The organism is Flagellimonas amphidinii, from assembly GCF_013090115.1.
Taxonomy (GTDB): domain Bacteria; phylum Bacteroidota; class Bacteroidia; order Flavobacteriales; family Flavobacteriaceae; genus Flagellimonas; species Flagellimonas amphidinii.
In genome coordinates this window covers 20069-41055 of the sequence record NZ_JABFNN010000044.1, presented here as the reverse complement: position 1 = coordinate 41055, position 20987 = coordinate 20069, and the positions used below count along the sequence as shown (strand labels likewise).

Annotated in this window: 18 protein-coding genes; 10 read left to right on the top strand and 8 right to left on the bottom strand. The window is 39.0% G+C overall.

Annotated features, from left to right (window positions below):
* The first annotated feature begins 19 nt into the window (after positions 1–19).
* The gene (locus HJC33_RS16010) at positions 20–652 is read left to right on the top strand and encodes a 7-carboxy-7-deazaguanine synthase QueE (RefSeq protein ID WP_171659860.1); all 633 of its coding nucleotides are present in this window, start codon (positions 20–22) and stop codon (positions 650–652) included.
* A 2-nt stretch (positions 653–654) separates the two neighbouring features.
* Here HJC33_RS16010 and HJC33_RS16005 read toward each other — a convergent pair whose 3' ends face one another.
* Positions 655–1458 carry a hypothetical protein gene (locus HJC33_RS16005; protein WP_171659859.1) on the bottom strand — a complete coding sequence of 268 codons (804 nt, stop codon included), beginning with the start codon at positions 1456–1458 and terminating at the stop codon, positions 655–657.
* 43 nt (positions 1459–1501) lie between these two features.
* Positions 1502–2212 carry a class I SAM-dependent methyltransferase gene (locus HJC33_RS16000; RefSeq protein ID WP_171659858.1) on the bottom strand — a complete coding sequence of 237 codons (711 nt, stop codon included), beginning with the start codon at positions 2210–2212 and terminating at the stop codon, positions 1502–1504.
* 82 nt (positions 2213–2294) lie between these two features.
* Here HJC33_RS16000 and HJC33_RS15995 point away from each other — a divergent pair, with 82 nt between their 5' ends.
* Entirely contained in the window at positions 2295–2789 is a 495-nt protein-coding gene (locus HJC33_RS15995) for a YkgJ family cysteine cluster protein (RefSeq protein WP_171659955.1), read from the top strand.
* 21 nt (positions 2790–2810) lie between these two features.
* A complete protein-coding gene (locus tag HJC33_RS15990; RefSeq protein WP_171659857.1) occupies positions 2811–3641 on the top strand; it encodes a sterol desaturase family protein in 831 nt (276 codons plus the stop codon).
* On the opposite strand, the gene HJC33_RS15985 is transcribed toward HJC33_RS15990, so the two are convergent.
* A complete protein-coding gene (locus HJC33_RS15985) occupies positions 3638–4864 on the bottom strand; it encodes an exo-beta-N-acetylmuramidase NamZ family protein (RefSeq protein ID WP_171659856.1) in 1227 nt (408 codons plus the stop codon). The genes HJC33_RS15990 and HJC33_RS15985 overlap by 4 nt on opposite strands.
* A gap of 3 nt (positions 4865–4867) precedes the next feature.
* Here HJC33_RS15985 and HJC33_RS15980 point away from each other — a divergent pair, with 3 nt between their 5' ends.
* From HJC33_RS15980 to HJC33_RS15970, 3 genes are all read left to right on the top strand, one after another.
* The gene (locus HJC33_RS15980) at positions 4868–6109 is read left to right on the top strand and encodes an ABC transporter permease (protein ID WP_171659855.1); all 1242 of its coding nucleotides are present in this window, start codon (positions 4868–4870) and stop codon (positions 6107–6109) included.
* Between the two features lie 79 nt (positions 6110–6188).
* The gene (locus tag HJC33_RS15975; RefSeq protein WP_171659854.1) at positions 6189–7169 is read left to right on the top strand and encodes a PLP-dependent cysteine synthase family protein; all 981 of its coding nucleotides are present in this window, start codon (positions 6189–6191) and stop codon (positions 7167–7169) included.
* A 59-nt stretch (positions 7170–7228) separates the two neighbouring features.
* Positions 7229–8002 (top strand): aldose 1-epimerase, encoded by a 774-nt coding sequence (locus HJC33_RS15970; RefSeq protein WP_171659853.1) that lies wholly within the window; start codon positions 7229–7231, stop codon positions 8000–8002.
* Here the strand turns inward: HJC33_RS15970 and HJC33_RS15965 are convergent.
* On the bottom strand, positions 7980–9365 hold the full coding sequence (locus HJC33_RS15965; protein WP_171659852.1) for an exonuclease domain-containing protein: 1386 nt from the start codon (positions 9363–9365) through the stop codon (positions 7980–7982). The genes HJC33_RS15970 and HJC33_RS15965 overlap by 23 nt on opposite strands.
* A gap of 317 nt (positions 9366–9682) precedes the next feature.
* On the opposite strand from HJC33_RS15965, the gene HJC33_RS15960 reads away from it, so the two are divergent.
* From HJC33_RS15960 to HJC33_RS15945, 4 genes are all read left to right on the top strand, one after another.
* On the top strand, positions 9683–11854 hold the full coding sequence (locus HJC33_RS15960; RefSeq protein WP_171659851.1) for a DNA/RNA non-specific endonuclease: 2172 nt from the start codon (positions 9683–9685) through the stop codon (positions 11852–11854).
* A gap of 103 nt (positions 11855–11957) precedes the next feature.
* On the top strand, positions 11958–13688 hold the full coding sequence (locus tag HJC33_RS15955; protein ID WP_171659850.1) for an amidohydrolase family protein: 1731 nt from the start codon (positions 11958–11960) through the stop codon (positions 13686–13688).
* 218 nt (positions 13689–13906) lie between these two features.
* On the top strand, positions 13907–14959 hold the full coding sequence (locus tag HJC33_RS15950; RefSeq protein ID WP_171659849.1) for a helix-turn-helix domain-containing protein: 1053 nt from the start codon (positions 13907–13909) through the stop codon (positions 14957–14959).
* An 88-nt stretch (positions 14960–15047) separates the two neighbouring features.
* Positions 15048–16469, top strand: a complete 1422-nt coding sequence (locus tag HJC33_RS15945) for a S41 family peptidase (protein ID WP_171659848.1) — start codon at positions 15048–15050, stop codon at positions 16467–16469.
* A gap of 151 nt (positions 16470–16620) precedes the next feature.
* Here the strand turns inward: HJC33_RS15945 and HJC33_RS15940 are convergent, their stop codons facing one another.
* From HJC33_RS15940 to HJC33_RS15925, 4 genes are read right to left on the bottom strand one after another with little or no spacing between them, the layout of a single operon-like run.
* Positions 16621–17358 carry a hypothetical protein gene (locus HJC33_RS15940; protein WP_171659847.1) on the bottom strand — a complete coding sequence of 246 codons (738 nt, stop codon included), beginning with the start codon at positions 17356–17358 and terminating at the stop codon, positions 16621–16623.
* A complete protein-coding gene (locus tag HJC33_RS17485; RefSeq protein ID WP_171659846.1) occupies positions 17355–19241 on the bottom strand; it encodes a T9SS type A sorting domain-containing protein in 1887 nt (628 codons plus the stop codon). Before HJC33_RS17485 ends, HJC33_RS15940 begins: the two co-directional genes overlap by 4 nt.
* A gap of 4 nt (positions 19242–19245) precedes the next feature.
* Positions 19246–20262, bottom strand: a complete 1017-nt coding sequence (locus HJC33_RS15930; RefSeq protein WP_171659845.1) for a right-handed parallel beta-helix repeat-containing protein — start codon at positions 20260–20262, stop codon at positions 19246–19248.
* A gap of 19 nt (positions 20263–20281) precedes the next feature.
* Positions 20282–20971: a hypothetical protein gene (locus HJC33_RS15925; RefSeq protein WP_171659844.1), complete on the bottom strand. Its 690-nt coding sequence runs from the start codon at positions 20969–20971 to the stop codon at positions 20282–20284.
* Positions 20972–20987: the final 16 nt, after the last annotated feature.

The window sequence follows — 20987 nt, the reverse complement described above, 5'->3', positions numbered from 1 at the left end:
ATTACAGTATCTTTGCCGAATGGTAGAAGAAAATGTAATGGATTTGGTGGATAAGGGGCTAAGTCTTCCGTTGATGGAAGAGTTTTATACCATTCAAGGGGAGGGTTTCCATAAAGGCACCGCGGCTTATTTTATTAGAGTTGGCGGTTGCGATGTGGGATGTCATTGGTGTGATGTAAAGGAAAGTTGGGATGCTGAAAAACATCCACCTACGAACATAGACAATATAATCGATAATGCAGCCAAGTATTCTGATACCATTGTGGTTACCGGAGGAGAGCCTTTAACTTGGGATATGGGGCCTTTGACTGCTGGTTTAAAGGCCAAAAACTTGAAAATCCATATCGAAACTTCAGGGGCTTACCCGTTGACAGGTTCGTGGGATTGGATTTGTCTATCTCCCAAAAAAAATAAATTACCTGTCGGAAATGTTTATGACAAGGCACATGAACTCAAAGTAATTGTCTACAACAAACACGATTTGATTTTTGCAGAAGAACAAGCAGCAAAGGTCAATGCAAATTGTGTGCTCTATTTACAGCCAGAATGGAGTGTTCGCGATAAGGTCATTCCTTTAATTGTGGACTATGTGATGCAAAATCCGAAATGGAAGGTGTCTTTGCAGACCCATAAATACTTAAATATCCCCTGAATTTAGCGGCCTCCGTTATTTTGAAGGTCCAAAATACATTGTGGTCCAAGTTCTGGAATAGCAGCAATTCCTTTTGAGGCATTACTTTGCATCAGTTTCATCATAGGACCTCCAAATTCAAGTTCGGCACGCATTAGGCAACCATCTACATTACAATGATTGTCCGATTCCGGGTCTTCATGATTATTGACCATGTCTGTTCCTAAATCGACCAAACCAAATAAATGGCCAAATTCATGATTTAGGGTTGCGGTTTCCACATCGGCCAATGTGATGAATGTACTGTTGCCAAGTAAGTCGCGAATAGTCTGTTCATAAATGATCATGGAAGTATTTCGATAAACAGCTCCCAAGGTCACAAGCCCTTCACTTTCATCATCAGTATCAGAAGGGGCATCTGCAAAATAGATATAAATAGCCAATGTGCTCCCATCATTGTACGCAGTTCTGTTATCACTTTCCAAGTCGGCAATTTCCTCAAGGGTAAGGGTTTCTTCATCGGGAGAAACAAGTTCTTGATAACTAAATTCTATATCCTGCTTAAAAGTTCGCTCCAATAGAAAATCTTGAAAGTTGCTCACGGTCTCTGCGGTTGGCCGAAAACCATTTACATAGGCAATTTCAATGAGTAACTTATCAAAATTTGCGTTGGACAAAATGTCGTTGCCAGAAGCACCGGTGGCCAAAAGATTGGCGGATTTGTCCACATTGTTACCACCTGGAGGTAAAGATCCTCCATCATCCGACGAACAGCCCAAAAGAAAAATTACTAAAAACAATGAAGGAAATAGTTTTTTCTTTCTCATAATGGGATCAATTTTTAAATAAAACGTTTTATACCAAATTCTATTATTGTTTTAAGGAAAGTTTGGCCAAATAGTCGTAATGCTCTCCTTTTAATATCAATTCACATTCCAAATTATTGGCCCAACAGGCATTTTGTAGAGTATTATAATCTAAATAAAGCCAAGGGAATGGCATGCTGTTTTGCCCCATATAGCTCATGGTGAACGTTACTTCCCCATAATAGTTGCCGTTATTCGGAATCCAATGTCCACCATCCTCATCCTGATCAAACATGTAGATGATGTCACTGGAATCCAATAATATTTGGCCATTTGGTCGAAGCAAAGTACTCAAATGCTTTAAAAAAGTATCTAGATTGGGTAAAGTCCCTGCCAAACCAATGCCGTTCATGAGTAAGAGAATAGTATCGAATTGGGTTTTGTTGTATTCAAGAATGGGAATACTACAAACTGAGTGTACTCCTCTAGCTTTGCATACTTCAATTGCCCCTTGTGAATTATCCAAGGCTGTGATGGCAAATCCTTTTTGTTGTAGATATAAGGCGTGGTTTCCAGCTCCGCAGCCTACGTCAAGAACATTTCCATAAGCAAGTTCCAATGCTTTTTGTTCCAGTTTGGGCATTTCCTCAAAATTTCGGAACAAATAAGGTAGAGGCAATACATCTTCTTCATCCAAAGATGAAAAAGTCTTGATATCTTCTGTGTAATTGCCTTGATGATAGTCCATCAGGGCTTTGCCCAAAACATCTGCCATGCCGTTTGTGAATGTTGTGCAAAGGTGTGACTTTAATTGCAGAGTAAGGTTTAATTGCCATCTCTTTTTTATGTTTGTCCGTATGGAAGAAGAATTGCGCCAATTGCCTAAAAAGGCCAAAGAAAAGCACGCTGAGAACAAAAAGTTCTTCGGGAAACTCAAAAAACGTCCTCCAAAGGACTTGGACTACGTGATGCAGGAACTGCATGAAGCAGAATTTGAGCGCACAGATTGCTTAAAATGTGCCAATTGTTGCAAGACCACTGGGCCGCTTTTTACCAATATGGATGTTGAGCGCATTGCCAAACATTTTAGGTTGAAACCGTCACAATTTATAGATCAATTCTTAAGAATTGACGAGGACAATGATTATGTACTGCAAAAAGTGCCCTGCGCTTTTTTGGGAGAGGATAATTACTGTTCTATTTATGATGTTAGACCAAAAGCATGTAGGGAGTTCCCTCATACAGACCGAAAGAAGTTTCAGCAAATTGCCAATCTTACATTAAAAAATGTAACTATATGTCCTGCGGCTTTCAATATTGTGGAAGCTATGAAGGAGAGGGTCAAACTTTAAGGTTTTCTTATCTTTAGACTTATGGAACAGATAATTACGTACTTCGAAACCATCCCCTCGTGGCATCGTAGTCTTATTTTGGTCGGAGGGATTACCTTTTTTTGGATTTTGGAAGGAATTGTACCCTTATTCAATGTCCCCTACAAAAAATGGAGACATTCCGTTCCCAATTTTTTCTTTACCCTAACTACCATTTTGGTGAATTTTCCTTTAGCTTTTTTGTTGTTGAAAACATCCGATTGGACCATTGAAAATCAGTTTGGGGTTATTAATTGGCTTCCAGAAATGCCACTTTGGTTATATGTATTGCTTGGGGTATTATTGTTGGATTTAATAGGGGCATATACAGCACATTGGATGGAACACAAAGTAAAACCGCTTTGGATGGTTCACTTGGTACACCACTCCGATCATAATGTGGACACTACAACGGCCAATAGACACCATCCGTTGGAAAGTCTTATTCGTTATACCTTCACTTTAATAGGTGTTTTCGTTGTGGGCGCTCCGGTAGGGATTATCATGCTGTATCAAAGTTTGTCCGTGGTGCTTTCACAGTTCAATCATGCTAACATTAAATTACCCAAAAAGATAGATACAGCTATCAGCTGGTTAATTGTAAGTCCTGATATGCACAAAGTGCACCACCATTATAAATTACCTTACACCGATTCCAATTACGGAAATATTTTTGCCATATGGGATCGCATTTTCGGTACGTTTATGACGATGGACAACGATAAAATTGTGTATGGCGTGGATACTTTTCCCGATGAGAAGGAAAACAGTAGTATTAAAGGGTTGCTAAAACAACCTTTTCATAAATACAGAAAACCTACTACGGATGGTTAATCATACATTAGATATTTTTCCCTGATTTTTTTGAAGGCTTCGAGTTCTTCCTGCCATGTAGCTTTGATTTCAGCTTCGGTAAGCCCAGCTTCAATTTGTTGTTGCAATACTGTGGTCCCCGCATGTTTGGTGAAGCCACTTGTTATAAAGAATTTAGACTTATCCAAGGTGTTTTGATAGGCATCTAGCAACCATTGTAACGATACCTCTTGCATGCGTTGGGTTTGAGACAAGTCCTTGCCGAAACATATTTTACCTTCTTCTTTAGGATGTTTAGAACCAAAATTGGGCTTGGGAATATAACTAAAGTTATATTGGGCGCTATCTATGAAGGAAGCACCGTAACGTTGAAACTGAAACTCGGTTCCGCGACCAGCATTCACATTGGTACCCTCAAAAAGACCCAAACTTGGATAAAGAGTTATCGAAACATCATTGGGCAAGTTGGGGGAAGGCCTTATGGGTAAATGATATTCAGAGGCGTGGGTGTAATTTTCCATGGGAATCACCGTTAAATTAGCCTGAATGCCATCTGCCAACCACTTTTCGCCGTTCAACATTTGCGCATACTCGCCAATGGTCATTCCATGCACCAAAGGAATGGTTGTCATTCCCAAGAAACCGGTATGTTGCTGCTTCATGGTGGGGCCATCCACATAATGACCGTTGGGATTGGGGCGATCTAAAACAAGTACTTGAATATTATTTGCTGCACAAGCTTCCATCACCAATTGTAAAGTGGCAATGTAGGTGTAAAACCTAGCACCCACATCTTGAATATCAAAAAGTACTATATCAAGACCTTTTACATGTGCAGCTGAAGGTTTTCGATTTTTTCCATACAACGAGACAATAGGTAATCCTGTTTTGGTGTCCATACCATCCTTTACGTGTTCACCAGCATCGGCCTTACCTCTAAAACCGTGTTCTGGGGCAAATACTTTTTCAATATTGACCTTTAACGAAATCAGGGAATCTACCAAATGGGTATATCCTTTTTTATGAAAAATAACACTGGTGGGGTTGGCAACTATTGCCACATTTTTATCTTGAAGTAAAGGCAAAAGCAATTCCGTTCTGTTTGCAGCCACACGTATTTTGGGGATAGTATCCTTTGCACCACTGTGAATTGGAATTTTCTCTTTCTTTTGTTGTCCCTTGCAAGAAGAAAAAATCAAAAACAATAAGAAAACTGTACTTTTGGAAATAGAAAAAATGGGCATTCGTTGAATTTAGAATTGTTTATTGCCAAACGCCTGATAACAGGGAAGGAACATAAAATTAGTATTTCCGCCCCTATTATAAAAATTGCCATTGCCGCAATTGCCATTGGAGTGGTCATGATGCTCATTGCCATAGCAACTGGGGTTGGCTTAAAACAAAAAATCAGAGAAAAGGTAGCTGCTTTTAATGGGCATATTCAGATTTCCAATTTCGATAACAACAATTCAGAGGTTTCTATTTCACCCATTGACCGTGATCAAGATTTTTATCCCAAGTTCAATGATGTGGAAGGTATTGCACACGTGCAAGCTGTTGCCACCAAAGGTGGAATTATTAGAACTGAGGATACTTTTGAAGGTATGTTGGCCAAAGGTGTTGGTAAAGATTACGATTGGTCTGTTTTTAAAGAATATATTGTTGATGGAAGGATTCCTGATTACAGCGGAAAGCTGAACAACGAGGTTTTGATTTCCAAATTGATGGCCAATCGTCTACAATTGAAAGTAGGGGATACCTTCTTTTCCTTTTTTTTAAAGGAGGGAGATGCTTCGAGGGTGCCCAATAACCGAAAATTTGAAATTGTTGGCATTTACGATAGTGGTTTTGAAGAATTTGATGCCACTTATGTTTTTGTGGATATCCGTCACATACAACGCATGAATAAATGGGATGAGAATCAAATAGGAAATTTTGAAGTTTTCTTGGAAGATTTTGACCAGTTGGAGCAGAAAAGCAATGAAATCTACGGGAAGACCATTTCTAGTTTGGATACCCAGAATATCAAGACCAAATATTATCGAATTTTTGAATGGATAGGTCTTTTCGATTTCAATATTGCCTTGATCATTGGGATTATGATAGTTGTTGGGGGCATCAATATGATCACTGCATTGCTGGTATTGATTCTGGAACGTACCCAAATGATAGGAATATTAAAAGCCTTAGGGTCTGCTAATTGGAGTATTCGTAAGGTTTTTTTGTACAACGCCGCTTACTTGATTGGGATTGGTTTGCTATGGGGCAATATGATTGGTCTGGGACTTCTATTTATTCAAAACAAGTATAGAGTATTCAAGTTTCCTAATCCTGAGGAATATTATATTGATTACATTCCGGTGTATATTGATGTGCCTGCTGTGGTTTTACTCAATTTAGGGGTGATGTTGCTCTGCCTTTTGATGCTGTTGTTGCCCTCTTACATCATCACAAAAATCACGCCTGTCAAGGCGATAAAATTTGAATAGGCTTTCAGTATCGACTGAAAGGAACTTTGTTTTTTGTTGACATAATCACCTAAAGCAAAAAATTATCTTTGTCATTATTATGGAATATGCAAAAAACATTCTGGAAACCATCGGCAATACGCCATTGGTAAAGCTCAATAAACTTACCGTGGAGCTACCTTGTTTGGTTTTGGCAAAGTATGAAACCTTTAATCCCGGAAACTCCGTAAAAGACAGAATGGCACTTCAAATGGTGGAAGATGCAGAAGCTTCAGGAATTTTGAAGCCAGGCGGAACCATTATAGAAGGCACTTCTGGCAATACAGGTATGGGACTGGCCTTGGCAGCAGTTGTCAAAGGATATCGAATGATTTGCGTGATAAGTGACAAACAATCCAAGGAAAAAATAGATATTTTGAAGGCCATGGGGAGCGAGGTTTATGTATGTCCTACGGATGTTGCTCCAGATGATCCAAGGAGTTATTATTCTACTGCAAAAAGACTCGCTACTGAAATTCCAAATTCCTGGTATGTAAACCAATATGACAATCCTAGTAATACCAAAGGGCATTATCTGACCACAGGACCTGAAATCTGGAAACAAACAGATGGAAAGGTCACGCATTTTGTGGTTGGGGTAGGCACTGGGGGAACCATTTCCGGGGTTGGAAGCTATCTGAAAGAACAAAACCCCAAAATAAAAGTATGGGGAATAGATACCTATGGTTCCGTATTTAAAAAATACCATGAAACTGGAATTTTTGACGAAAATGAAATTTATCCCTATATCACAGAAGGTATAGGTGAAGACATCCTTCCCAAAAATGTCAACTTTGATATCATAGATGGATTTACCAAGGTAACCGATAAGGATGCAGCGGTCTACACCCAGCGTTTGGCCAAGGAGGAGGGAATGTTTTTGGGGAATTCCGCTGGGGCTGCCATCAAAGGATTATTGCAGCTTAAAGAACGTTTTTCCAAGGATGATGTGGTTGTAGTGTTGTTTCATGATCATGGAAGTCGCTATGTAGGTAAAATGTTTAATGATGATTGGATGCGGGAGCAAGGGTTTATCGACTAAAATTTGATAATTTCGGGACAAAATGCATTGCTAATCTATAGACTTATCAATACAAAATAATGGTTGAGCTTAAAAATGAAAGTTCAAAGGTAGGAATTGATCAAGGAGAATTGGTCAGTTTTCAAGTGGACGGGCATGAATTCATTCATCAAAAAGGTAGTCCGGGCTGGAGAAGTTCAGATACGGAAATGTTTCCCATTATCGGGCCTGTAAATGAGGCAGGTTTCAACGTGCAGGTTCCTAAAGGGACCGCCGTACAGGACCAACACGGGCTGTTACGTGAATTGGAGTACACATTGATCGATAGCTCTGAAACCAAGGCTCGATTTCAAAAGGAATATAAAGCGGGTACACCCATAAAAAATTCAAAATTCCCTGATAAGTCCACCAAACCATGGTTAATGTGGCCTTATTCGTTTCGATTTCAAAAAACATTTGAATTGCAAGGCAATAGTTTGGTTGTTGAATTTCAGGTTTCTGGCGAAAGGGACATGCCTTTTATGCTTGGGTATCATCCTGCCTTTAAACTTCATGCTACATCCCCTAAAATCGTTGCAAATGATAAGGAAATAACGCTGGATGAAGTTTTGGAAGTGGGCAGTAGGGCTCTTCATGTTCCCGATTGTACAGCAATAACATTAAAAGATGAAAAGAATATTAGTATAGAAACCGAAGGTTTTGGCCAATTCATGTGCTGGACAGAGGTTCATAATATGGTTTGTATTGAGCCAATTACGTTTTATCCTTATGCTGTTCAACAACATAAACTTCATGAAGGATTTCAATATTTAAGCGATACAGATGCCGTTTTCAAGGTGAAACTGACGGTGTAGATTGCAGTACAAAGGATTCAAGTTTAGGCAATAGGGATTCCACAATTCGTTGGGTTTCCAAAGTGTTTTTTTGAGGGATGATATGGGCTTCAATATCCTCCAAAGTAGAAATTTCTGTTTCATGGTCAATAAACCCATAACCTTTGTAAATGCCTTGGGCAATCAAAACCACAGCACTTTCATTCAAATCTCGTCCTTTTTCTTTGATAACCCGTATTTCAGATTCCAACAGTTTCATGTTCGCAATGGCCTCCGCGACTTTCTGGTTATAGCTTTCTATGGATTCAGTGGCTGTGCAAATACCTTCACAGGACTTTATTTCATGATGTGAACAAGCCCCATTGGTTTGTTGAAGATGACAATATTTGGGGCATAGCGCAAAATTTTTGCACATTTCTTCCAGGTATGCTCTGCAATCCGTTTGGTTATAAAAGATTTTAATGGGATTGGGCGCACCCTTTAGGGTGTTGTACGCTAAATGCATGATGCCGTTTCTGTCTTCATATTGAAAAATGGCATATTGTTTCACCGTTCTTTTCTGTGCACTGTTGTACATTGGAAAATGCTGTTTTATTTCAGCAGATTCCATGAGCAGTGCCACCAGTTCACTACCGGAAAGTTTAAAATCGATATGCGCTGTTTCACTGCACATCCTTATTTCCTTGACACTTTTGTCATAAAAATGGCCCAACACTCTTTTTTTTAGGTTGATGGCCTTGCCCACATAAATAATTTCCCGCTTTTGGTTTTTGAAGTAATAGATTCCCGGTTTTGGCGGAATGGCATCAAAAACCGCTTTAGGTAAATGGGGAGGTAGGGTAGCTTCCTGACTACGAGCATTCAAGAATTTTTGAAATATCTCCTCAGCATTGGGAGTATTGAGCAGTTTTTGAAACAAAAGGGTGGTGGCGTGTGCATCTCCTCTGGCTCTATGGCGATCGGTAAGAGGGATATTGACCGAAGAACATAGTTTTCCCAAACTATAGGAATGTAAACCTGGAATCAATTTTCGGGATAGCCGAACAGTGCAAAGCTTTTTCCTTACGAAATCAACCCCGATCTGGCGAAACTCCTCTTTGATCACACCGTAGTCAAAATTTACGGCATGTGCCACAAAAATACAATTGTCCGTGATGGACAATATTTGCTCCGAAATTTCAGAAAAGAGCGGTGCATCTTGTACCATTTGGTCATCAATACCAGTAAGACCAGTGATGAAATACGGAATTGGGGATTGCGGATTTACCAAAGATGTAAACTCCTCTACAATCTGTGTTCCATCACACTTAAAAATGGCTATCTCGGTAATTTTATTTCCCTTGATGCCATTCCCAGTGGTCTCTATGTCGATAATGGTATACACGCTTCCAAATAATGAACCATGAAATTAGGGATAAAGTAAAAGGCCACCAAATGGGGAATTTTACAAAAACTTAACCTGTTTTGAAGGAAAACCCTAGTTTTTATGGGGGTAATCTATAGTTGCTTTAGAACATGATTCATTATTTTTAATGGCCTCAGAAGCATTTACAAAATATTCCCTCTTTGTTTTGGTAGAAATCCCTTGATATATGGGATGTGAATTTTAAAGAATTGCCGTTGGCAACATTTCTTAGATTTTTTAACTATAAACCATAGTTTCTCTGATAGAATAAATCAAAAGTTACTGAAGTAAAACCGATGAAAGTAAAAATTGAAGGTACGGAACGGAGTCAATTGATTAAGTCGTACATAGAAAACGCTTTGCCGAATACTATTGAGGAAATTTGCGATGATGAATCTTGTAGAATGAAGTTATTTCCAGAATTAAATTCGAGGAAAGAAAAACACCTATTGACAGGCATGCGAAAACTGTCTAAAACGCAGCCAGAGCTTACTTCTCAGGAAACAATTCAGATTGAAGCGATTATCAATTCCGATATCAGTCCTGTAATAGATATACAAGGAGATTCCTACGAAATTCAAAGCGGTATGTGGAGTTTTTTGGGTGAGGAAAAGTACAGAAAAATGCTTGAATCAATAATTCCATCAGTTGGAAGAATTGAGGTTCCCAATATTTCCAATATGGCTTTTGCGGGTACAGGATTTATCGTAGGGGAAAATTTGATTATGACCAATAGACATGTGGCTGAATTATTTTCATATGGATTGGGAATAAAAGGATTAAACTTCATTCCAGGCCAGGTTGCTGGCATTGATTTTAAGGAAGAAAAAAATAGCGAGCCCAACAACGAGTTTTATTTAGATTTTTTAAGTGTTGAAATGATTCATCCTTATTGGGACATGGCTTTAATAAAGGTCGCAGGCATTAGAGGAGATAGAAAACCAGTTAGATTGAGTACCGAAGAAATCCCAAATCTTATAAACCGAAATATAGCGGTAATAGGTTATCCTGGCATTGATAACAGAGTGCCTGCGGAAAAACTTAAGAAGGTTTTTAATGGTGTGTTCAATATTAAAAGGTTATTGCCAGGGAAAATTACAGGTACAAGAACAATCAGGAGTTATGATAATGTTGTGCAATCTTTGGCACATAATTCCACTACCATGCCCGGTGCAAGTGGGTCAATTCTTGTTGATCTAACAACAGGTGATGCGGTTGGGTTGCATTTTGCCGGAAGGTATTTGGATTCAAATTTTGCAGTCCCTACAAGACAATTGGCCTCAGACTCTTTTGTGGTTGATGCGGGAGTTAATTTTGATAAGGAAATTTCGAAACGTAATTTTTGGCATCCCAGATGGAGAGCAGTTGATGCAGAAGTTTCGGCCAGAAGCATCAACTCTGCTACGCCAGCTAAAACCACACAACAGACCAGTATATCGCAGCTAGGTTCAAGGATTGTTAACAACCAAATAAAACTTACAATCCCATTGGAATTATCAGTTGGAATTCCCTCAGGAATATTTCCTACGGAGATGGACAGTTTTGGTGTAGATACTACTATCATTGATAAAGAGGGCGTTAAGCCCAATTCAAATTATGTAAATAGAACAGGCTATGATAAAAACTTTTTGGGTGAAGAAGTCAACATTCCATGGTTGACCAATGTAGATTACCAAAAAGTTGCAAGGAATAAAATGGCACATGATCAACGACATGTACTGACCTATGACAAATTTAGCATTGTAATGAATGCCGAACGGAGGATGCCTTTTTTCACCTGCGTTAATATTGACGAAAACAAAAGGATTACAATTACCAATAAAGAATTTAATAATGATTGGGTACTGGATCCTAGAATTGACGAAAAAGCACAACTTGACAATGAATTTTATAGAAAGCATGAAGGGATTGATAATCCATACGACCGCGGGCATTTGGTTAAAAGGACAGATGTTTGTTGGGGAGATGTAAGGGAAGAAGCGGTAGAGGCACATCATGATACTTTTCATTATACCAATGCGGCATTACAACATTTTAGATTCAATAGAGGAGGGGATTGGGGAGATATTGAAGATTTTATTGGCAATAATGCGGGTAATGGTAAATTGAAAATTTCTGTAATGAGCGGACCCGTTTTTAAAAATGACGATCCAATTTATATGACCCCAACGGGTTTTCAGGTACAAGTGCCAATCGAGTTTTGGAAAGTTGTTATTTATAGGAGGCCAGATGGGAAAATTTCTTCAAGCAGCTACTTAACATCTCAGTCTGTTCAGGTTTCAGATACCATCACAGAAACCGTATTTGGAGATTTTAGGAATTTCCAGATTTCATTGCAAGAATTGGAATCAGTTACCAATCTACAATTTCAAGATTTACGGGAAACAGACTCATTTGTGCAATCAGATAATGAATCATCTGTTCAAGGAAGAAATCCAATCACCAATATTTCACAGATCATTTTTTAATTTAAATGAAGAATCGGTTTAGTGGCTTTCTAAAAAGATTGAGTCCAAAACGAATCACCATAAAGGCTTTTAAATAGGAAGGTTAGAAATAAATACAGTTGAGATGAGTGACAACGAAAGACCAATTATCAATTGCCATACCCATATATTTAAAGGGGAGCATGTGCCTCCATACTTAGCGAAAACATTTATTCCGTGGCCACTCTATAGAATTTTGACAGTTCCCTTTATTCTCTGGATTTTCAAAACGTTTATCAACAAAAAAAGGGCAGAATTTAAGGATCCACAAGTTGAGCAACGCAGAAACAAAGTGAAAAGGAAAATTGCTTTTCAAAGGAATATTGTGCTCAGGATTATTAAAGGGGCGATCAAAGTTGCCATTACCATTCATGCACTCTTCATTGTATTGGCTTGGCTTAGAGTTGATGAGGAATATGAGATTATTCATCAAATTAGGACTTGGCTTAATGAACACTATTTACTATGGAATATCAAATCTCTGCCATTACAAATACTTTTAGTGGCGATAGTGGTGTTGTTCGTAAAATCTGGCAGAAACCTACTTTGGTTTATTGCTAAAAAATCATTGAAATTTTTGTCGCTGCTACCAGGCAAAATGACACGTGATTTAATAGGTCGTTATGTTTTGTTGGGAAGGTTTGCCATTTACGAAGACCAGAGTACAACATTCTCTAAGCTGATTCAACAATATGAACCAGGAAGTAAGTTTGTGGTACTTCCAATGGATATGGAATACATGGGGGCAGGGCCTTTAAAAAAAGGGAGTCTGTATAAAGACCAAATGGCGGAACTGGCTAGAATAAAAAAGGAAAGTACCAATAAAGATGCATTTTTGCCTTTCGTTTTTGTTGAACCCAGAAGAATGACTGAAGACAAAGGTCATTTTCAATATGATTTTGAAGAGGCTTCGGGTAAAATAAACCTTAAGGATTGTTTCATTAAAGAATATATAGAGGATAAAAAGTTCTCAGGTTTCAAAATGTATCCAGCACTGGGATACTATCCGTTCGATGAGGTTTTATTGCCGCTATGGTTGTATGCCGCTGAGCATCAGATACCAATTATGACGCATTGCATTGTAGGGACTATTTTTTATAGAGGCAAAAAGATAAAGGCATGGGATGAGCATCCAATTTTTAAGGAATACATCAATCTAAAAAACAAAGAAACTGGCCTCTTGTTACTTCCTGAGTGGAAGAATAAAGATTTTTGCACCAATTTTACCCATCCGCTAAATTATTTAGTACTACTGGAAGAAGAATTGTTGAGGGTTTGGGTTGGCCAAGGCACAGAGACCACAAAAAATCTTTTTGGCTATACCGATGGAAAAACAAAACTCAAACGGGATCTTTCCCAGCTAAAAATATGTTTGGCCCATTTTGGGGGTGAAGATCAATGGGAAAAATATTTGGAGTATGACAGATACGATTATGCACAAGAATTGATCAAAAACCCAACGAAAGGTATAGATTTCATCCATACTAAAACAGGTAACTTTAGTTGGAAGAAATTAGAGGACTGTTGGAAATATGTGGATTGGTATTCCATTATCTGCAGTATGCTGATTCGTTATGACAATGTGTATGCCGACATTAGCTACATTTTACATAACCAAGAAATATTTCCGCTGTTAAGACAGACCATCAATAATCCTGAGCTTGGTGATAAGGTGCTGTTTGGTACTGATTTTTTTGTAGTTAGAAACCACTCTTCAGAAAAGGGTCTAGTCTCCGATACTTCAAGTCAACTTACTACAGAAGAGTTTGATAAAATTGCCAAAATAAATCCTCAGAACTATTTGAAAAGAACATAAGATTTGTTTTTTAAAAAATTATGGAACCGGAGGGACTAGAACCTGTCTCTGAAAACCCCAATAAATAAGGGTCTTTCGACCTTTCGCAAATTTATGCTCACCGAATAGGTACCCTATTTGGATTCGGCTAATTTTTTAACTAAGTTCTTTTGATGAAAAGAATGCGATAGGGTAAGCAAAAAGAATTATATTTTTCCCAAAATATATATACGATAAGAATGCACAATGTTATAATAGCTTTAAGCTTTCTTTTTGCAATTATACTTTTGTTTCAAGGCGGAAACCGATTAACTGCAAATATTTTCTTGTCGGTATTTTTATTGGCTATTGCGTTTCAGTTCTTTTTTATTGCTCTGACTGAAAGTGAATTACTGCCCAATGATTGGATTAAGTATAATACAGTATTCGGATTTTTATATGGCCCCAGTATTTATTTCTACATCATTTACTTAGTTGATTCAAGGTACAGGTTACGGGTGAGGGACATGCTTCACTTCCTACCTCCAATCCTGGTTGTCCTTGGTTTGACTTTTATTCCTGACAGCACTCGAGTGTTTGCAATAATTATGTATCTCTCCTTGGTAATATACGCTTTTGTTGAGGCAAAACTTATTATAAGATTTGGCCGGATGTTAAAATCCGGAAGGTGGAAGAAACCCAATGATACATTAGAATGGTTAAAGTACTTTATGGGCCTCTTTATCGCTCTGATTTTTTTTGATCTTATCGACCAAACGATTTTTTATTTCTTTTCCCCATTTGGGATTTCGATTGTTCATGTAGGTTTGATTGTATTGATTTCTTGGATGTTTTATCGAGCATTTAATCAGCCAGAACTTTTTAGAACCAGTTCCTCGGTATTTGCGAAGACTAAGGGAAATCGTTGGGAAAATAGGAGAGACCATTTGAAAGACCTTTCGGCAAATTTGAATTTAAAGGAAAGTCTGGGAACCCATCTCATGGAGAGCAAATCGTACTTACTTCCAAATTTGACATTGGAAGATTTGGCCAATAGATTGAATACTACACCCCAAGCGCTTTCAAGTACCATTAATTCCAATTTCAATGTAAACTTTTCAACATACATCAACATGTTTAGGGTTGACCACGCAAAAGAAATGTTGAAGAGGTATTCAAAATCACAGAAATCCATATCCGAAATAATGTATGACTCCGGCTTCTCTTCAAAGTCAAGTTTCAACACTATTTTTAGGGAAAGTACTGGGGTTACCCCTTCCCAATTTAGAGAGATGGAACAAAAAGCAGATTAGGTCAATAGATTAAATTTTAGTTCGAAATTATAATCTTGAACCTTATTGAAAAACACAGATTTATATTGCGGCTCAAATCGAATGAGCTATGCGAGTTTTAAGTCTATTCTTAATTACTGTTCTAACAATTTCCTGCAATTCAAGTCCCTGCAAAAGTCGGAATCCAGAATTAATAAATGAACTATCTGTATTTGCTGATAGTATAGCAACACTCATTTCCAAGTATCACTATAATCAAAACGAGCTGGAAGAATCGGCATATTTGGAAATCACCAACAAAGTGGGACAACTTGTAAATGATGCTTGCTCCAAGGACGACTTTATGGATAAGTTTAATACCCTTTGGCAGAATGGTCCGTTTTCCCACGTTCGGCTTAATAAAATGGAAAGAAAAGCCAATGAAATTGCCCATTTTATTGACTCGTTAGTCATTGGGGAAAGAGGAGCTTTTTTGGAATGGGATAATAATACAGCCATCCTTACTGTGAATACAATGACAGGCGTGGACACCAAAGAACGAATTTCAGAAGCGTACAAGGCAATCGACGATAAAGGAGCGAATGCTCTGATTGTTGATTTGCGGAACAATACCGGTGGAACTTTTGCAGGTGTACCATTGGTCGGTCATCTGCTTAAAGATTCTGTGGATGCGGGAGTATTTGTTTCTAAAGAATGGTGGAAAAACAATGATGAAATACCTAATATTAATAACATAGAAAATTTAAATCCTTGGTTTGGTTGGTCAATACGGTCCTTTTGGAAAGATGTGCAAGAGCAACCGCTCACAAGAATAAAATTTGAACCATTCCAGCCTTATTTTGAGGGTGATGTTTTTGTGCTAATCAGTGCTAAAACCGCTAGCGCAGCAGAGTTTACAGCGGATGCATTGGGTCAGTTGGATAATATAACGCTAATAGGGGAAACTACATCTGGACAAATGCTATCCCAAAAAATGTATGATTTACCCTTTGGCTATCAAATAGGAATTCCAATTGCGGACTATTATTCTTTTAAATCTGGAAGAATCGAAGGTGTTGGGGTTAAACCTGATATTGAGATTAATCCTGTGGTCGCTATAAATTTGGCCAAAAGTTTGGCTAGTGGTAAAAGCCTAGAAATTGCAATGGAAGATATTAAGGTAAAACTTGATAAACTAAATGATCAACCTTTATCCGGAGAGGTGTTGTTTTTAATGGGAAGCATGAACGAATGGGGTAAAGACCAAAAACGAACACCGCAATTTGAATATATGGGAGATGGTGTTTATCAAGTGACAATGAAAATTCAGCCAGGTTCACATGAATTTAAAATTGCCCCAATGAGCTGGAAATTTGATTATGGAGCAAATGATGATAATGAAACAATAACAATCAATGAAATGAAAGAACTGACACGAAAATCTGGTAGTCCCAATCTGGAAGTTCAATTTCAAGAAAAGTCGATAATAACCATTACGATATATGTAAATAAAAATCTAGAAGCTGATTTGTTATTGACATTGAATTCTTAGTTTACACACCAACCTAATCTGGGAATCACTCTTAAGGAAGCCTAGAGAACCAGTGGGCCTCCTAAATTTTTCTTGTATAAGGACAGATATAAAAAAGAGGCCGCTCCCCCAAGCGACCCCTAAAATAAACCTTGGATGATACTCCTTTGGTCTAGTCTATTCTAAACTCAAATATTACCGAGGTTGATGAGTTACCTTCGCTATCAATTACTTTAACTTGCCAGTAATAAATGTTTCCAGATGACACTGTGGCCTCGAATAAGTTTTCTGTGGTATTGCCCAAAAAATTGATTTGGTCTGTTTGTGTACCAAAGAATACATCATAACTTGAAATGTCGTTATCAATATCACTTGAAGACCATGTTAGGGTCACACTTGATGTTTGGGACAAAGTTTCTCCCCTAGAAGGGGAAACAGCTTCCACTGGAAAAGGAGCATGGTTTTCTATGCCAGGGCCCTCATTGAAAAATTGCCACTTGGTACTTTCTGCAGTTTCATTGGTTCCATTGGCTCTCGATGTCACGTACCATTCATAGGGAGTTCCCCTTAAAATGCTAATAGTGGCCTCATTGGTATTGGCAATGGTATTGAAAGAACTATTTGTATGTAAATTGGTGAGGGTCACCGAATAGCTGTCCGTATTTTGTGAAGCTCCCCATTGAAAAGTAACATTGCTCTCGGTTTCGTCTATGGGGTTACCCTCATTACATTCGGTATCATCCTCTGGAAAAACTAGCGTGGCTGCTGTTGGCGCGGGTACAACCACGGGGTCGTCATCGCCACCACCAGAGGGCGGCGGAGTGTCGTCACCACCGTCAGAACCGCTACTGCAGCCTATAAAGAGCAAGGCAAAAAGAAGGATTCCCCAGATTCGTTTATTTGCTATCATCGCTTAATAATTTTATGATTGAACAAAGTCGTTTTGTTTTTAAGGGTCAGGATGTAGACACCTTCAGGCAATCGGTCAAAATCTATTTGCGCAAATCCGTTGTTCACCTCCAATTCCAAGTCCATAACTTTGGCCCCGGACAGATTGTGCAAGGAAGCTTTTACCGTTTCAAACTCATCGGGCGATCCCAGGTAAATGGCCAGGGCTTCCGTGGTCAACGGGTTAGGGTAGGCACTGATTTGGTCCGTTACCACAATAATCTCATCAAAACTGCCCTGGCAGCCATAGTCCCCGTTAATGGACAGGGTGTTTTCTATCTGGTTGAGCGGGAGTGTTAACTTGCTTTCAGTGGTTCTAAATACTTCATTGTTCAATCGAATATGATAGGTGCCGCTCCCTTTAAGATCAAGAGTTAAGGTCTTATCCACAACATTAACCTTGGAGCTAACAGACAAGGCTTCAGGTTGACTGATCACCAAATCAAAGCAAAGTTCATAATCGGATTGCCCGGCAACGCTTATGCAAAGCTCATATTCACCGGCTTCCAAGCTGGTCAGGTCGGCGGAACTTGTAAATTGTTCCACCACAGTGTTGGCATTGCCAACCAAGGTGGCTGTATAATCCAAATTTTGAACGGCTGTTATGCTGATGGAACCATCGTTATTGTCAATGCACGACTCACCAGTGGTCTGTACCGTAAAATTGTTTGCCGGAAAACTAAAGACAGGACATCCATCAAAGTCCACAGTTGCACCGGCCGGAGTATTGGGACATTGGTCTAGGTCATCGGTGACCCCGTCGTTATCGGCATCGTCATCACAGACATCACCAATCCCATCATTATCGGCATCCTCTTGGTTAGGGTTAGCGGTTTGGGGACAATTGTCCACATCATTGTCCACTCCATCACCATCGTTGTCGTTGGTATTGGTCACTTCAACCACAACGCAATCGGAAATTACGGTCTGTCCATTGAATGAAATTCGAACGGAATAACTACCACTTTGTGTGGCCGTAAAGGATCTCTCGGTTTCTCCTGTTATGGGCATCGCGTTGTTTTCACAGTCCAACCATTGGTAGGTGGCTCCAGATGTATCAAAATTGGCTGTCAAGGTGTTTTCGTTTACAGTGACCGTATTGTCCAAAGCTGCGGAATCAACGGTAAACTGGGCACTATCGTAAAGGCTCCAGCTACCACTTTCAAGCTGTACCCTAACGTGGACCGTGTGCTGCCCATCTGTGAGATCTGTTGTTGATAACGCAAAGGATTGTGAAAGCACTCCAGAATTGTCCGGGACGTCAAAAGATGTTCCATTGCCAACGCCTGGATCTGTATCATAAAAGTACTCGGCGGCGGTGATGGGTTCGTCCAATAGGGCAAAGTCATCCACAAAGATGACCTTTTGGTCGTAAAGACTCCAATTTCCATCGGTGTTGCGGGTCCTGATATAAAACCCATGAAATCCATTGGAAAGACTGGTTGTTGGAATAACGAAGGATTGCTCTAAAGTGCCTGAATTGGAGTTAAGGGCCAAAGAGGTCCCATTGCCAACCCCTGGGTCGGAATCAAAAAAGTACTCAGCGGCATTGATAGGTTGGTCCAAGCTGGCCAATGAAACTATGTAAAAGGAAACTCGGTCATAAAGACCCCAACTTCCGCTACTGCTCTGGGTTCTTACATAAAAACTATGGAACCCTTCCGATAGGCCGGTTGTGGGAATGGAAAATGTCTGGGTCAGTTGCCCTGTATTGGCATTGACACTCAAAGCCGTTCCATTGCCTATCCCCGGATCGTTGTCAAAGAAAAACTCAGCAGAACTTATGTTCTGTGCATGTGCCAAACCCATGTAAAGCAACATGCATGATAGTAGTACGTACCGCATCTTCTTAATGGTTTGTGGTACTGATGATCACATTTAGGTTTTGGCCTGGGGCAACGGTTGTGCTTATAGCATCAATATTTACCGTTGGGATACCATTGGTAAATCCAAAATTGTTGAATGTAAAGCTACCTCCATCAAAAATGCCTAAATCTTCTCCATTTACACCTGCGTTTATGGCCTGTGAGCCTGCCTGAAGATGATAATCATCAATTTGGGGTTCATAGATGGTATTGTCATTGTCCTCTACAAACAGGGGATCTATGTTTACAATGTTGTTGGTACCAACTAGGGCGTTGGCATTTCCGGTTGATCTATTAAAAATCAAGCTATTTTCAAAATTGACACCTGGATTATTGGCATCAGCTGTACCAGCTGAATTTGCAATAAATATTGAATTTTGTACGGTCGCATTTCCAGTTTCATCTCGGCTATTGAAAACTTCTGAATTCAAGAAGATATTGTTCTTTATGGTTACAGATTCGTGCAAACGCACGTTTAAATTTCCATAAAAGATGTTGTTCGTAATTATAGCATTGGTGAAGCTGGAACCTGAGGAAGCTGTATTTCCCAAGGTGTTGATGACATTGCCCCTTAGCATTAGATTGTCTACCCCACCATTGCTTATCACCATGGAGCTGCTAAAAAAGTTGTTTTCCAAAATGATGTTGGTCACAGGGGTTCCATTATTGATGAAAAAATCATCTGTGACCCTAAAGCCGGTTACTGTAACGTTGGAGGCATTGGCACTTAGGGTCAAATCCGTGATCAAGGTTTGTTTGTCTGGAGAATTATGTGAAAACCCGATCAAGATCAAAGGCTTGTCCACTTCAATATTACCATAGTTAGTTTCCGAAGGATGGACTTGAATGATGTCTCCTGAACTGGCATTGGATATAGCCGTTTGCAAATCACTGAACTGGGCGGAGCTTCCAACAGAATTATCTACTGTGATAATATTTTGAGCTTTAACAGCGGTAATGGCACCCAATACAATCAGTACTAAAGAAGTAATTTTTTTCATGTTCATTTGTTTTGATTAATTATTCAGATAAGATGCCTCTTGAAATAGAAGAGGAAATGAAGTTTTTGTTTGCGTTATTGTTTTCTGTTACGATTTCAGAAAATTCATCTTGATCAATGAACTTTCTTCCTTGTCCATTTTCGATATATTCATTTTTTGGATCTCCAAAATTGTCGAGCATTACTAAAGACTGCTCAAATTCTACAATACCTCCTTCAGAAATGGAACCCGAAATCGCGAAAGCCGTAAGTGTTTTGGTTCCTGAATTGATTCTTTCTTGCTCAACAACTAAAAAAATGCTGAACCTGTTCCCTTCGCCTGAGATAAAGGAACCACTTCCGTCTAATTGACTGAACTCCTCTTTAGTGGAAACATTAATTTGAACTCCGTTAAAATCAATGGTGTTGTCACTATTGTTTTGATTTAAAAAGGTGTAGCGCTGATCGGCAAATCTGGAACCAATGTTGTCTTGAGGAACATTACTGTTTGTAAGGATAAATTGCGATACATAAAATGTGCCTTCTAGATTGGGAGGATTGGCACCTTCATTTATAGTGAAGTTAAGATCATTGAGAGTTTGAACTACTTCTTCACTAAAAAGGTCTTCCAAGCTTGATTGTGATCCATTAAAAACATCTTTATCTTCCTTGGAACAGGAAGTAAAGTATACGATACTAATGATGAATAAATAATGTGTAATTTTTTTCATTTTCGTGAGGTTTATG

Excerpts from the sequence above, each read along its gene's own strand:
- HJC33_RS15960 (WP_171659851.1), top strand. The coding sequence starts at position 9,683 with ATGAAAGTAAAAATTGAAGGTACGGAACGGAGTCAATTGATTAAGTCG.
- HJC33_RS15955 (WP_171659850.1), top strand. The coding sequence starts at position 11,958 with ATGAGTGACAACGAAAGACCAATTATCAATTGCCATACCCATATATTT.
- HJC33_RS15970 (WP_171659853.1), top strand. The coding sequence starts at position 7,229 with ATGGTTGAGCTTAAAAATGAAAGTTCAAAGGTAGGAATTGATCAAGGA.
- HJC33_RS15975 (WP_171659854.1), top strand. The coding sequence starts at position 6,189 with ATGGAATATGCAAAAAACATTCTGGAAACCATCGGCAATACGCCATTG.
- HJC33_RS15925 (WP_171659844.1), bottom strand. The coding sequence starts at position 20,971 with ATGAAAAAAATTACACATTATTTATTCATCATTAGTATCGTATACTTT.
- HJC33_RS15945 (WP_171659848.1), top strand. The coding sequence starts at position 15,048 with ATGCGAGTTTTAAGTCTATTCTTAATTACTGTTCTAACAATTTCCTGC.
- HJC33_RS16005 (WP_171659859.1), bottom strand. The coding sequence starts at position 1,458 with ATGAGAAAGAAAAAACTATTTCCTTCATTGTTTTTAGTAATTTTTCTT.
- HJC33_RS15940 (WP_171659847.1), bottom strand. The coding sequence starts at position 17,358 with ATGATAGCAAATAAACGAATCTGGGGAATCCTTCTTTTTGCCTTGCTC.
- HJC33_RS17485 (WP_171659846.1), bottom strand. The coding sequence starts at position 19,241 with ATGCGGTACGTACTACTATCATGCATGTTGCTTTACATGGGTTTGGCA.
- HJC33_RS15985 (WP_171659856.1), bottom strand. The coding sequence starts at position 4,864 with ATGCCCATTTTTTCTATTTCCAAAAGTACAGTTTTCTTATTGTTTTTG.
- HJC33_RS15950 (WP_171659849.1), top strand. The coding sequence starts at position 13,907 with ATGCACAATGTTATAATAGCTTTAAGCTTTCTTTTTGCAATTATACTT.
- HJC33_RS16010 (WP_171659860.1), top strand. The coding sequence starts at position 20 with ATGGTAGAAGAAAATGTAATGGATTTGGTGGATAAGGGGCTAAGTCTT.
- HJC33_RS15930 (WP_171659845.1), bottom strand. The coding sequence starts at position 20,262 with ATGAAAAAAATTACTTCTTTAGTACTGATTGTATTGGGTGCCATTACC.
- HJC33_RS15990 (WP_171659857.1), top strand. The coding sequence starts at position 2,811 with ATGGAACAGATAATTACGTACTTCGAAACCATCCCCTCGTGGCATCGT.
- HJC33_RS16000 (WP_171659858.1), bottom strand. The coding sequence starts at position 2,212 with ATGGCAGATGTTTTGGGCAAAGCCCTGATGGACTATCATCAAGGCAAT.
- HJC33_RS15995 (WP_171659955.1), top strand. The coding sequence starts at position 2,295 with ATGGAAGAAGAATTGCGCCAATTGCCTAAAAAGGCCAAAGAAAAGCAC.